This is a genomic window from Streptococcus sp. HMSC064H09 (genome assembly GCF_001812625.1).
In the GTDB taxonomy this organism is placed as follows: domain Bacteria; phylum Bacillota; class Bacilli; order Lactobacillales; family Streptococcaceae; genus Streptococcus.
Window position 1 is genome coordinate 184,381 of the sequence record NZ_KV809582.1, and the last position, 14,046, is coordinate 198,426.

The 14,046-nt window shown below is 40.8% G+C and carries 10 protein-coding genes; all 10 read right to left on the reverse strand.

Annotated features, from left to right (window positions below):
• A partial coding sequence (locus HMPREF2867_RS06350) for an SH3 domain-containing protein (protein ID WP_256263065.1) occupies window positions 1-1,360 on the reverse strand: 1,360 nt, incomplete at its 3' end.
• A 284-nt stretch (window positions 1,361-1,644) separates the two neighbouring features.
• On the reverse strand, window positions 1,645-2,202 hold the full coding sequence (locus HMPREF2867_RS06355) for a transcriptional regulator (protein WP_070576508.1): 558 nt from the start codon (window positions 2,200-2,202) through the stop codon (window positions 1,645-1,647).
• 97 nt (window positions 2,203-2,299) lie between these two features.
• Window positions 2,300-3,619: a sensor histidine kinase gene (locus HMPREF2867_RS06360; protein ID WP_021144602.1), complete on the reverse strand. Its 1,320-nt coding sequence runs from the start codon at window positions 3,617-3,619 to the stop codon at window positions 2,300-2,302.
• Window positions 3,616-4,350, reverse strand: coding sequence for a response regulator transcription factor (locus HMPREF2867_RS06365; protein WP_021144603.1), 735 nt, complete (start codon window positions 4,348-4,350; stop codon window positions 3,616-3,618). The genes HMPREF2867_RS06360 and HMPREF2867_RS06365 overlap by 4 nt, the downstream gene beginning before the upstream one ends.
• A 209-nt stretch (window positions 4,351-4,559) precedes the next feature.
• A complete protein-coding gene (locus HMPREF2867_RS06370) occupies window positions 4,560-7,115 on the reverse strand; it encodes an SH3 domain-containing protein (RefSeq protein WP_070576512.1) in 2,556 nt (851 codons plus the stop codon).
• 175 nt (window positions 7,116-7,290) lie between these two features.
• On the reverse strand, window positions 7,291-9,909 hold the full coding sequence (gene alaS / locus HMPREF2867_RS06375) for an alanine--tRNA ligase (RefSeq protein ID WP_060973372.1): 2,619 nt from the start codon (window positions 9,907-9,909) through the stop codon (window positions 7,291-7,293).
• A 24-nt stretch (window positions 9,910-9,933) separates the two neighbouring features.
• Window positions 9,934-10,419 (reverse strand): LURP-one-related/scramblase family protein, encoded by a 486-nt coding sequence (locus HMPREF2867_RS06380; protein WP_070576515.1) that lies wholly within the window; start codon window positions 10,417-10,419, stop codon window positions 9,934-9,936.
• A gap of 337 nt (window positions 10,420-10,756) precedes the next feature.
• Entirely contained in the window at window positions 10,757-11,899 is a 1,143-nt protein-coding gene (locus HMPREF2867_RS06385) for a peptidyl-prolyl cis-trans isomerase (protein ID WP_002886735.1), read from the reverse strand.
• A 61-nt stretch (window positions 11,900-11,960) separates the two neighbouring features.
• Window positions 11,961-12,668, reverse strand: coding sequence for an O-methyltransferase (locus HMPREF2867_RS06390; RefSeq protein WP_070576518.1), 708 nt, complete (start codon window positions 12,666-12,668; stop codon window positions 11,961-11,963).
• A 71-nt stretch (window positions 12,669-12,739) separates the two neighbouring features.
• Complete coding sequence (locus tag HMPREF2867_RS06395) at window positions 12,740-13,960, reverse strand: L-lactate MFS transporter (RefSeq protein ID WP_002890134.1); 1,221 nt, start codon at window positions 13,958-13,960, stop codon at window positions 12,740-12,742.
• Window positions 13,961-14,046: the final 86 nt, after the last annotated feature.

A 14,046-nucleotide genomic window follows, 5' to 3' on the forward strand; every position in this document is an offset into this window, starting at 1 on the left:
CTTTAACTTCTTTGCCACCACCTGAAACATTAGTAACGACAACATCAAAGCCATTAGACGTTTGGTTGTTAATGGTAAGATTACCAGAAATACGGTTTTCTTGTGGCTTAGACTCAGTAGCTTTCAAGGTAGCAATATCCGCATAACGACGTGTACCACTGTAGCTAATATAAGAAATCCATTGGTGGTTATCCGCAGTCAAGACCTTGTCATAGTTCACTTTGTAGCCTTTTTCCAAGGTATAAAGTGTTTCTGCTGAGGCCTTAGGTTCATTTTTAACATTCAAGCTACGTGTCACATTATAAGTACCACTTGCTGGAAGCTTTTCAGCACCAGTAACTTCTGGTTTTGCTTGATTAGTCTCTGTTGGTTTAACAGTTGGTGTTTCAGCTTTAGCAGGTGTCAAAGTCGCAACATCTGCATAATAGCGAACATAGTCATAACCAAGGTAAGAAATCCATTGGTGATTATCCGCAGTCAAAACTTTGTCATAGATAACATGGTCACCCTTACTGAAAACAAAAGTAGGTTTGAGGTCTGCTTTTGGTTCTTTCTTAATATCTGTGTCACGTGTAAAGTAGAAAGTTCCTGTCGCTGGGATGTTCAAAGCACCTGTTGTGGCTTGAGTGCCATTAGAAGGCTTGCCATCCCCATTACCACTATTACCGTTACCACTACCAGCTGCCACTGGTTTCACTGGCGCATAACGACGCACGCCAGAGTATGATTTGTAGCTAATCCATTGGTAGCCGTCAGCCGTCACGACTTGATCGTAGAAGACGCTATCCCCTGGATTTACATAAAATTCAGCCTTGGCAGACACCTTGGGTTGATTCTTAATCTCTGTACGTTCCTTGTAAACATAAGTTCCTTGACTTGGAAGGTCGCTGTCTGTAGTTGTAGCTGGTTGGCTCACCAAACTAGTATTGACAGCTGCTATCGTTAAGGAAGATAGCTCAAGGTTAGTGGCTGTTTCAGATGAAGCATTTGTGTTCCTTGTCGCTTCTGAGCTAGCAGTTGTTGATTCAGAAATTTTATCTGCTGCTTGTGAGGTACTAGCACTCACTTCACTTCTAGCCTCGCTAGTAGCAGTTTCACTAGCGGTTTGGCTAGTTGTTGAGACTTGGCTAGCTTTCTCACTTGATGCTACCCCACTGAAAATATCAGCTGCTGTCACAGCATCACTATCTGAGGTAGCACGCACAGTGGCATCTGAAGGTGTTGAAACTTCATGATGCTCATCAGCCAAAGCTTGACCTGCAAAGACCAAACTTGCTCCTAAAAGAACTGATGCTGCCCCAAATGAATATTTACGAATGGAAAAACGTTGTTGTTCGTGTAAAAATTTTTCTCGTTTCATATCAATTATTCTCTCTATCGAATTGATGTTACTGTTTGATTGTAACACTCAGTGACAAACATTACAAGTATTTTACAGAATATTACTGAATATTTCTCACTTGTCCATTAGTATACCAAATTTATTTGACTTGTTCACACCTAAATCATAAACTGTCCAATTTTTGTCATAATCGGAAAATGACTGATTATACTTATATATTCGTTGTTTTTCCAAAAAAATGGAAAATAAAGTAAAAACACGACAGCTTTAAATGCCATCATGTTTCATTTTTGAACCTTTTATCAATGTCCTACATCTGAATATGAAATGTAGTATCGTTGACCATCCTTAACAAAACTATACCAGTTTCCATCAGGTAAAATTTCATATTTGTCCCAATCAACATCCCCTGCAGGAAGTTTAGAAACAGCTCCACTGTCTTTATCTGGCGTAGCATAAACAGGCGTTTCCTCATCAAGTGTCAATGTTCCAGAAGTAGCTGTCCAAGCACCTCGACCACCTTCAACTTGAGAAGCTGGTGTTGTTGCTTCAGCCACTTGACCACCATCTGTAGCGCCTGCTTGAGCTTGTTCTTGAGAAGAAGCTTTAGGTGCTACTGCTGAGGTCTGATTGTCATTTTCTTCATTTGAAACTGATGAAGATGATGATTGAGTTGATTTTTTACCCTTCTTAACAGCCTTACTTGAGCTTGAAGATGATTTCTTAACCGTCTTGACTGGACTACTACTTGTGCTAACACGCGCCGACTCATGACTATTAAACTTAGTCACTAAGAAGACAGCGAGGATAACTACGATAAGAGCTGCCACGATACCAATGAGTTTACTTGTATTTTTCATGAGTGATATTCCTTTTCTGATAATTTACTAGGTTATTATAATATATAGACAGCTAAATTTTTCATTGAAGTCATAAACGGTGGTTTTTTCGTCATAATCAAACCACATCTTCTATTTTTAGTGTCTGTTTAAATCGATAGTCTCTAGATTGTGTTGACAAAGAACAATTAGGGTACTTCCCTAAAATCTCTCGAACAGTGGACAAACCTATACCGCGGCCCTCTCCTTTACTTGAGCGACCAAGTTTAAAGATACCGACTGTATTGATAGACTCTTGAGCAATGGTATTCTCCACTATCACCACCTTTGTCTCTCCACTGATAAGAGCAATGTTTACTTCTTTAGCACTGCTATCCAGACTAGCTTCAATAGCATTATCCAAAAAAATAGACAACACTGTTATGAAATCCAACAATTCCATCCTTGATACCTCAAAGACGTCGCTGACCTCAAGGTGAATGGTAATAGACTGTCCCTGTGCTTCCAAAATTTTACTAGCCAGGACACCTTTAACAGCTTCATCTTTAATATTAATCAAGTTGGCAATTTCGTACTGTTTTCCTTCAATCCGAGTCTTTGTTTTTTCAAGGATGTTATCGTAGATATCGGAAATAATAGCCATATCCTTGGAGTCAATGCCATATTTGATACTAGACAAGACATTTAGGTAATCGTGCCTGAAGCGACGAAGATCCGTATAAAGTTGCTCGATTTGTTGACTATAATGAGCCAAATCACTCATTTGCCTATCTTTTTGGAGTAGGACTTCTTCTTTTAGTCTCTCACTGAAGGTCGCATTGATATAAACAAGGGTCGCAAGAAAGAGTAAAGCATAGGTCACCACGAGATAAACATGCCAATCTCTTCCTCCAGGGCTCTGTTGCACAAAAAAGGTAATATATTGGAGAAGGAGGGCATAAGATAACATTGATATATCTATGAGTAATAAAAAGTACTTTGAAAATGACTTTCGAAAACCATAGTTCAATGCTTTGAAATCCACTTTTAAGGTCTTAATGATTAACCAAAACACAGGAAAGACTAGCAACTCAATGACAAGGTTTAAATGAAAATGGTTAAGTACAATCAGATAATGACGATTGATGACCAAGGCAATCCCATAAATAATAAGATTGTGAACAAGACTTTCTATGATGATTGGAAACAAGCCATAGAAAATATCTAATAACCTATTGCCATAACGATTTCTGTAGAGGGAATAAACAACCAAGAAGGCATGCCCTAAAACATAGGATAGCGCTGGAGAGAGCACAAACAAAAATCGGATAATCAAGGGGATGATGATATACCATCTTAGCTTTATCTTCTCGGAGGTAATGTATTGATAAATGAGAATAAAGAGGATAATCTCCGCTAAAAAATCTAGATTATCCAACAAAAAATTGATTGCTGTCATAGGCTGATTCTCTCAAGCAATTTCTTTAGTTTCAACTTTGAAACATAGCAAACGCCACCATTTTCAAAATAGACTGTCCCCGTACTTTTATCTAATTTGATGATATTTTCTGGGTTGATAAGGAAAGATTTGTGGCATTTAAACAGTCTAGGGTCACTCTTTTCGATTTGTGAGAGACTGCCATAAAACTCAATCTGCTCCTCTTTGGTATAAAGGATAACCTTGTGAACAATGTCTGATGTCTCAAAGTATAAGATATCATGAAAGGGAACCTGAATAACGGTCTTAGCATTCTCAATCCGAAAAGCATCTTCTGGATTCTGACTCTGTGTCTTTTTGCAGGTTAATAAGATAACACTTTCCACACGCTTTTGAAAGTCCTCACCCTCCAAAGACTTATCAATAAAGTCTAGAGCTGCCAGTTGGTATTGAAAAGTCAAGGGAAGATACTCTGAATGGGTCGTGAAGAAAACAATATTGGCATAGGGATCATTCCTGCGAATCTGCTTAGCCACTTCCAAACCTTTTTTAGTATCGTCTTTAATTTGAATGTCCAAGAAAAAGAGCTGATGAGACCCTCGCTCGGTAATAGACTCTAACAGTTGATTGGGTTTGTCAAAAACCTCAAAGTCCCCCACTTTAATATTATTTTTCTTAAGAATCGTATGAATAACCTCTTCAATACGATTTTGTTGGATAAAATGATCCTCTAAAACATAGATGTTAAGCATGGCATAACTTCCTTTAGCATAATCTTAAGAGAAATTCTAAGTTAGAGCATTTCTTTAATAAATGAACCTCTCTTATTTATTTAAAATGAGATTTTTTGTTCTCTTTACCTATTTTACATTTTTATTACAAAAAAACAATAGTTTGTAACATTTTTTTGCTTCATTCACCAAAAAAACACCACCCTCAAAAGAGAGTGATGTTACGAATCTTAAGAAATATCCACATAGCGTCTTGCACCGCTATAGGTTACATAAGACAACCAGGTATGGTCATCTGCTGTAAGGACCTTGTCATAGCGAACGGACATGCCTTTATCATAGTAGGCTAACTCTGGGCTTGCAACGCTTGGTTGAGCCTTGATAGAGCTCGGTTTGGTAAAGGTATAGGTGCCAGTTGCCGCTAAGCTTGGGCTTGCTGGTTGAGCAACTGCTGTTGCCTTAGCATCAATAGCAACGTATCGGCGGTTGCCTCCATGGCTGACATAAGAGAGCCAGGTATGACCATCTGCAGTCACCAATCTGTCATAGTTAACGGACATACCAGCATCATAGTAGGCCAACTCTGGACTTGCCACACTTGGTTCTGCTTTAATGCTAGAGCGTTCCTTGAAAGTATAGGTGCCAGATGAAGGTGTACTTGGTTGGACTGGTTGTTCTACAGGTTTAGTTACACTCGTTGGTGCGATAGCCACATAGAAACGATGTCCTGAATAGCTAAGGTAAGAAAGCCATGTATAGCCATCATTATTGACAACCTTGTCATAGTTGACTGACATACCAACATCGTAGTAGCTAACATCTGGGTTGGCTACCAAAGGTTGAGTCTTAATGCCAGAACGAGCAGTAAAGGTGTATGAACCTGAGGCTGGAAGATTGTGGCGAGTTGCATTTTGAACTGGAACAGTTGTGCTAGTGCCTCCAATACCTACCATCTTACCATCTTGAACATAGTAGAGATGGACAATGTATTCGCCTGCTTCAGCCTTATGATCACTAACATTGATGCGAACCTTGTAGCTACCATCACTTTGTCTGTCAGCTTGGTGCCATACAAGATCATCTTGGCCGTCCTTAGCTGTCCATACTGGAACACTTACGCCTTGGATAGCTTTATCTCCACCAGAAACATTAGTGATATGAACATCGAAACCGAGGTTAGAGAGATTTTCAATATTGATAGTACCACTTGGTTTGCTTTCTTGTTGAGCAAGTTTAGACACGGCTACATAACGGCGGTTGCCATTGTAGCTGAGGTAAGAAAGCCATTGGTAACCATCACCACTGACAATCTTGTCGTAGTTGACTGACATGCCAGCATCGTAGTAGGCCAACTCTGGACTTGCCACACGAGGTTCTGCCTTGATGCTAGAACGTTCTCTGAAGGTGTAAGTTCCTGCATCAGGAAGGCTATAGCTAGTAGTTGTATGAGTTTCTTCAACTTTGGCAGGAACTGTGTAAGTTGTGCCACCCACACCAACTAATTTACCATTAGTTTCAACATAGTAAAGATGAACATTGTAGAGGCCACGTTCATTCTTGTGGTCAGTTAGACTGACGTTAACCTTGTAGTTACCATTGTTAAGACGAGTCGCATTGTACCAGATGATGTCATCTTGACCATTCTTTTCAGACCAGATTGGAACAGATACTCCAAGGACACCGTTTTGATCTGAAACATTACTGATAACCACACTAAAGTCACCATTGTTATGACTTTCAATAGCGATATCGCCTCTTGGTTTAGCTACAGCCTCTGCAACAGCACCTAGGTCGACGTAACGACGAGTACCACTGTACGAAGTGTAAGAAATCCAACGGTGGTTGTCCGCAAGCAAAGATCTATCGTAGTTGACTGACATACCAGGATCAAAATTGAACTCAGTCTTAGCAGTCAAGCTAGGTTGGTTCTTCACATCTGCAGGTTTAGTGAAATAATAAGTACCACGTTCAGGGATAGTTTCATCTCTAGTCGCTTCAGTAGTGCTACTAGTATTTTCGGCCTTCAAAGCTGCGATATCAGCATAGTAGCGTTCATAGTCGTAACCAATGTAAGAAATCCATTGGTGATTGTCTCTCTTCAAGACCTTGTCGTAGATAACATGGTCGCCTGCACTAAAGACGAAGGTAGGTTTGATATCCATGATTGGCGCAGTACGAATTTCTGTTGTGCGACGGAAATAATAGGTACCGTTTGATGGAATATCAAGAGAACCATCAGCAGTCACTGGACCATCCACACCAGGTTGAGGAGTATCCACAGCTTCACGGTCAGTAACTCTAGCTTCTGCTACTTCTGAAGTTGCTGAACGGTTAGTCTCACTTGCTACTTCAGAGCTAGCTACTGATGACACTTCAGAACGTGGGCTAGCCACTTCTGATCTAGAAACAGTAGCAACAGCAGATGCAGAATGAGCAACCTCTGCCGGTACTTCCAAAGAAGCAGCCTCGCTAGCCACTACACTATTAGCTTCAGAAGAGGCAACCTCACTGCTAGCAAGCTTAGGTCTTGGCGCTTCAGATCTTGAAGCTGGTTGATTGAGGACATCGGTAACAGCTTCTGAAGTTGCCTGGTCGATTTGAAGTGGTTCAGAATTATTTACAAAAACTTCATAATCCTTGCTAGTACTTGTGCTGTTGGCTTGTTCCTGAGCCAAAGCATGTCCACCAAGCATCAAGCTCGCACCAATCAAGACTGATGCAGCTCCAAAAGAATATTTACGAATTGAGTAACGTTGACGTTCCTTAACAACATATGCCTTTCTCATTTTGATCACTCTCACTTTCTAGGCTGTTTGATAAACATTGGAACCGTTTTCATATTTCTATTATACCCCTTTGGAATATTTTTTACAATTATTTCAATATTATTACTAAAGTTTTTAAAGAAAAAAGATAGGATTTTCATCCTATCTTTTCAAGTTACTTTTATTGTATCACATCTTAGAGCTGTTCTGCTACTGCTGAAAGAAGATCTTGGATACCATTGGCATCGCTACCACCGGCCATGGCCATATCTGGTTTACCACCACCACGACCTGATACGATTGGTGCGAGAACCTTGATAACATTACCTGCGTGAACATCTTTAGACTTGCTTGCTACAAGAACATTAACTTTTTCGCCAATGTGAGCTGCAAGGACAAGGACGTCAGAGTAGTCTGCTTGTTTCCATTGGTCCGCGAAGGTACGAAGGGCACCTGCATCAGAAACTTCTACTTGGCTAGCAATGTAACGAACACCGTTAGCTTCTTTAACATCTTTGAAGACGTCACCAGCTGCAGCTGCAGCTGCCTTTTCTTTAAGCGCAGCATTTTCTTTTTGAAGGGCATGCAATTGCTCTTGAAGGCTAGCAACCTTGTTAGGCACTTCTTTCAATTGTGGTGCTTTAAGTGTTGCTGCGATTGCTTTAAGGGCATCTTCTTCTTCACGGTAAGCAAGGTAAGCTTCACGTGATGTCACTGCCAAGATACGGCGTGTTCCTGAACCGATACCCTCTTCTTTGACAATCTTGAACATACCGATTTCAGCAGTGTTGGCAACGTGCGTACCACCACAAAGCTCAACAGAGTAATCACCGATTGAAACGACACGAACATTCTTACCATATTTTTCACCAAAGAGGGCCATAGCTCCCATTGATTTAGCAGTGTCAATATCTGTTTCAATAGTTGTTACTGGAGTAGCTTTCCAAATTTCTTCGTTGACTTGTTCTTCGATAGCACGCAATTCTTCTGGAGTTACAGCCTCAAAGTGAGTGAAGTCGAAACGCAAGAATTCTTGTTCGTTAAGAGAACCGGCTTGAACAGCATGATCACCGACGATGTTATGAAGGGCAGCGTGCAAGAGGTGAGTCGCTGTATGGTTCTTCATGACACGGTGACGACGTGTGTGGTCAATTTCAAGTTTGTAGTTAGCTCCTACAACAAGTTCACCTTCAACTTCAACAGTGTGAAGGGCTTGTCCATTTGGTGCACGTTGAACATCAACAACACGCGCAACGACTGTACCAGCTGCATCTGAGATTGTACCGTGGTCTGCTACTTGTCCACCCATTTCAGCGTAGAATGGTGTTTGTTCAAAGACAAGAAGGGCTTGACCAGAGTTAACACTATCATGACGAGCATCATCAGCAACGATTACGCTCAAACGGCTTTCAGCAGTTTCCGCTTCATACAAGAACTCAGATGGTTCAGTGATGTTAGCGAGGGTTTCATTTTGCATCCCCATAGAACCACCTTTAACCACGCTAGCACGCGCACGGTCTTGTTGTTCTTTCATGGCAGCTTTGAAACCTTCATGGTCAATCTTGAAGCCTTCATCTTCAGCCAACTCTTCTGTCAATTCCACTGGGAATCCGTAAGTATCGTAAAGTTTAAAGATGTCTTTACCTTCAAGCGTATCTTTACCAGATTTCTTAAGGTTAGCAAGAAGCTCGTCAAGCATGCTTGAACCTGCATCGATAGTACGTGCAAAGGTTTCTTCTTCACGTTTAACAATCTTCTCGATAAAATCTTTCTTCTCAAGAACTTCTGGGTAATAGCTTTCCATAATTTGACCAACAGTTGGAACAAGTTTGTACAAGAAAGCATCAGAAATGCCGAGACGACGACCATGCATTACTGCACGACGAAGAAGACGACGAAGGACATAACCACGACCTTCATTACCTGGAAGAGCACCATCACCGATGGCAAATGCCAATGAACGAATGTGGTCAGCAATAACCTTGAAGCTCATTGTGTCACCATCTGGATCGTAAGTTTTACCAGACATTTTTTCGATTTCACGAATGATAGGCATGAAGAGGTCTGTTTCAAAGTTTGTTTTAGCCCCTTGCATTACGGCTACAAGACGTTCAAGACCCGCGCCCGTATCAATGTTTTTATTAGGAAGTTCCTTGTATTCTGAACGGGGAACTGCTGGGTCTGCGTTGAATTGTGACAAAACGATGTTCCAAATTTCAATGTAACGATCGTTTTCAATATCTTCTTCAAGCAAACGGATACCAATATTATCAGGGTCAAAGTCTTCGCCACGGTCAAAGAAGATTTCAGTATCTGGTCCTGAAGGTCCAGCACCGATTTCCCAGAAGTTATCTTCAATTGGAATCAAATGACTTGGTTCAACACCGCAGGCAATCCAACGGTTGTATGAATCTTTATCATCTGGATAGTAAGTCATGTAAAGCTTGTCTTTTGGAAAATCAAACCACTCTGGGCTTGTCAAAAGCTCATAACCCCATTCGATAGCTTCATCACGGAAGTAATCACCAACTGAGAAGTTACCAAGCATTTCAAACATAGTGTGGTGACGAGCTGTCTTACCAACGTTTTCGATATCGTTGGTACGGATAGCTTTTTGTGAGTTAGTGATACGTGGATTTTCAGGAATTACTGAGCCATCAAAGTATTTTTTCAAAGTGGCAACCCCTGAGTTAATCCAAAGAAGGGTTGGATCGTTAACTGGAACCAAGTTAGCTGATGGTTCAACAGCGTGACCTTTTGATTTCCAGAAATCAAGCCACATTTGACGAATTTGTGCTGAAGTAAGTTGTTTCATTGTTTCTCCTTAATCAATTGTTTCTTATTTTGAGCTATTCTCGAGCATTTCCACATAGTCAATAGCGACACATAGGGAAATGGCTAAATCGGCATAAGTATTTTCATAAACGATAACAGTATAGGTCGATGTTAGATGGAAGAGTTCCTTTTGAATCCTAGCAACTACCTGATCTTGACTATTAAGCAGTTGAAAATCCAGGTCCCAAATATTCCCCTCTATTCGCAAGCCAAGATTATCGACATCATACTTATCACGAAGAAAGGTTAATTTTTTACGAATGTAAAAACTCGAACCATCCTGTAAATTCACCGTAAATTTGGGTAAGAGACTAATAGGCTCCTTGGTGATATGACTGATCTCACGACCATCCTCGCCAAAAATCGTAAAGGTCTTTGGAATCTTAAAAAAGGATCCTTCAACCTGATAGGCAACTCTACCTTGATCATCCTTGATATCAAAGCGTTCACCACCCAATCGAAACTTCTGTTTGACAAAATAGGTTTTCATAAGCTACCTCCAATAATGTCATACATTCATTCAAAAAATACTAAAAGAATAAAAGACAAGGCCACTAAACGAAGGGCGACGTGAACCGCGGTACCACCTTCATTCAATGAACTTGTCATTCTTATTTGTCTTTAATTGTGAACTTTGAGTAGCAAGTAACCAGATTCGTCCGTGGCTCGCAGCGACCGCCATTTTTCTGTATCAGAAGCAATGATTACCAATCTCAAAGGGATGGCCAAAAATGTCATGATATTAGAACTTTCAGCCACTCTCCATTTTAACGTGTTTTAGGTCTTAGGTCAAGCTGATAATAGCATTATCAACTCTATCTTGTGATTTATTTGCTAGAGCTTGATGATGAACTTGATGAAGCTCCAGAACCAGTCACATACTGGTCAAGAATTGCGCTAAAGGCCTTGTCTACAACTTTAACATTATATTTCTTAAGGACCTTAGCAATCACTGAATTAGTGAAGTTAGTATCAGATTTCTTACCATTGATGATAACCTTAGTCAAATCATCCTTATAGTTTTTCCAATCTGCATTTTTCTCAGATTTTGAAACAGTTTTAACGATGTAGTAAGTTGCAGCACCAGTTGAGCTGTTTGAAACAGTCACTACGTCAGAAACAGCATTAGCATCTTGTTTGAAGGCTGCTGTCAAAACATCTGCTGGGAAGTCTTGAGAAGCTGAGTTAACTGTCTTAGAAGTTACTTCCAAGCTGTTATCTTTAGCAACTTGTGAGAAGTCTGCTCCTTCTGCCTTAGCTTCAGAGTCCACCTTATCTGCCACTGCTTTATCAGTAGTTGAAACCACTTGCACCTCAGTATTTGGTGTGTAGTTATCATAGGCAGCCTTGTAATTGGCTTCTGTCAAATCTTTTTGTGCGGCTTGGTTAACAGCATACTCAACCAATTTTTGTGTACGGATTTGAGTACGGTATGACTCTTCTGTTTGACCATAGGCTGCAAGTACTTGTGAGAATTGATCTCCGTATTGTTCTGAAGCTTGCTTATAAGCTTTGTCTACGTCTTCTTTGCTGACTTTGCTACCATATTCTTTTTCAAGAGCCTTTTGCAACGTTGCACTCAAAACACTTTGTTGTGTTTGGCTGCTACCTTTAAGTGAATCAAAGACATCACCGACAGTAACAGTATCACCTTTCATAGATACCAAAGTTGTTTCTTCAGTCGTTTTGTTCCCTAGAGAAACATACATAGCACCTGCACCAACGAGAGCTGAAACAGCTACAAGGGCAAGACCTCCAAGGAAGCGGCCACCTGAGCTTGGTTTACCAGCATCACGTGTCTTTTTCGTTTTAGCACGTTTAGCTTTTTCTTTCGCTTTTTCACTAGCGAGGGCGATGCTTTCCTCTTCTTCTTTTTGGCGATCAAGATGCTCTTGTTCTGCGTCTTTGTCTGCTACAACCTCTTCAACAGTTTCTTCTGTCGACTCAAGGTTTTCATTTTCTTTAGCCATTCTATCTACTCCTTAAATTGTCAATATCTTTGTTATTATACCACACTTACTTAAATAATGCTTAATCTGGCAAGATAATATTTTCAGAATTTTTCCGAAGCATAAGAAGTCCGTCACTCATAGGTACCAAACTAGCAGTCAAACCAGGGTTATCTAAGGTCGCATCAAAAAGACGATGCAAACCACGGTAAATCGTACGCTGACCACGACGAATCTCCATGATGTCTTTGGCAATATCCCCCCCTTGGAAGATATCATCAAAGACAATGACACCACCTACCTTGAGACGTTTTAGGATTTCAGGCAGAAAGACGATATATTTAGACTTGGCTGAGTCCATAAAAACAAAATCATAATCAGTGTCCAAATCTTGCAAAACTTCTGCTGCATCACCTTCGACCAAGGTAATTTGTTTGCGGCTGTCATACTTGGCTAGATTTTCCTTGGCAAAGCCAATCATTTCTTCATTACGATCAACCGTCGTAATCTGAGCATCAGGGGCGTACTCAGCCATAAGAAGAGCTGAAAAACCAATAGCAGTTCCTACCTCAAGGATTTTCTTAGGCTGCAAGGTCTGTAACAAAAATCGGAAATAAGCAACAACTTCGTGCTGGATAATTGGAATATTTTCCTTACGAGCAAAGGCCTCCAGCTCAGCCAAATGCCCTTTATTTTCCTGAAGATGCGTTCTCATGTAGGCCACGATATCCTTGTTTACCACTGGGCGACGCATGTTGTGATTTGCGTTTTTACTATATGATTTAACCATGTGTTTTATTATATAAAAAATCCCTAGCGAGTGCTAGAGATTTTTCTTATCTATAACTCAAATCCTCATCATTAGACTACTTGACGAATAACCTTCTTTTTCAAGAGGTAAGCAATAACTAAAGCTACCACGTAAAGAGCAATGAAAACAAGCAAGGTCATCTGGTAAGATTTTGTCAATTCATAGGTTACCGACAGGAGCATTGGTCCCACCAAGGCTGCCATAGCCCAGGCAGTCAGAATATAACCATGAAGGGTAGCCAATTCCTTTGCCCCAAAGATATCGCTAAGGTAGGGAGGAATCAAGGAGAATCCTGCCCCGTAGCAAGTCATCAGAACAGCCATCGCAACCACAAAGACAAGTGGAACTTGCAGGACAATTAGAAGGATAGCCATAACGATATTAACCACAAAGAGGAGGATAAAGGTCTTCGGACGCCCAATATAATCCGACAAGCCTGCCCACAGAAGGCGACCAAAACCATTAAAGATTCCCATAACACCTACAACAACCGCCGCTGATTCCGCTGACATCCCAACCATATCTTGAGCCATTGGAGAAATTGCAGAGACAAGGGCTAACCCACATGAAATATTGATAAACAAGATAAGCCATAACCAGTAGAAAGTTGACGATTTCAGAGCTTCATTAGCCGTAACCCCTTTGCTCAAATCAGCAGCCTGACGGTTCGGACTCTTGTCAGCCAACAGTTGTGCTTCCTCTACACTTGGTCGTTTAATAAATTGTGAGACAAAAAGCATCACAATAAAATAAACAACTCCCAAGATATAAAAGGTCTGCTCAACGCCACGTGCCTGAATCAGATATTGGGCAATAGGACTGGTTAGCAGTGAGGCAAAGCCGAAGCCCATGATGGCAAGACCAGTCGCAAGTCCACGCTTATCAGGAAACCACTTAATAATAGTTGAAACAGGTGTAATATAACCTACACCCAGTCCTAGACCACCAAGAATGCCGTAACCAAGATAAAGTATCCACAGCTCTCCCTGAGCAATGGCAACTCCTGTTAGAATGTTACCTCCGGCATAGAGAACAGCCGACATACTCCCAGTCACTCTAGGACCAAATTTTTCAACCAAACGTCCCATGAAGGCTGCAGAAAGACCAAGACAAAAGATGGCCAATGAAAAGGCAAAAGAAACTGAAGATTGATCCCAGCCAGTCTGGGCCATAATAGGATTACGATAGATACTCCAAGCATAGGTAGACCCCAACATAAGATGGAGTAAGACACCACACGTTGCTACAAGATAACGATTGGTTGTTTTCACAAAAAACTACTTTCTATTTCTGAACACTGTTCACTTATCAATTATAAAACGTTAGGTTTTTAGTCTATCATGAATATAAACAAGGA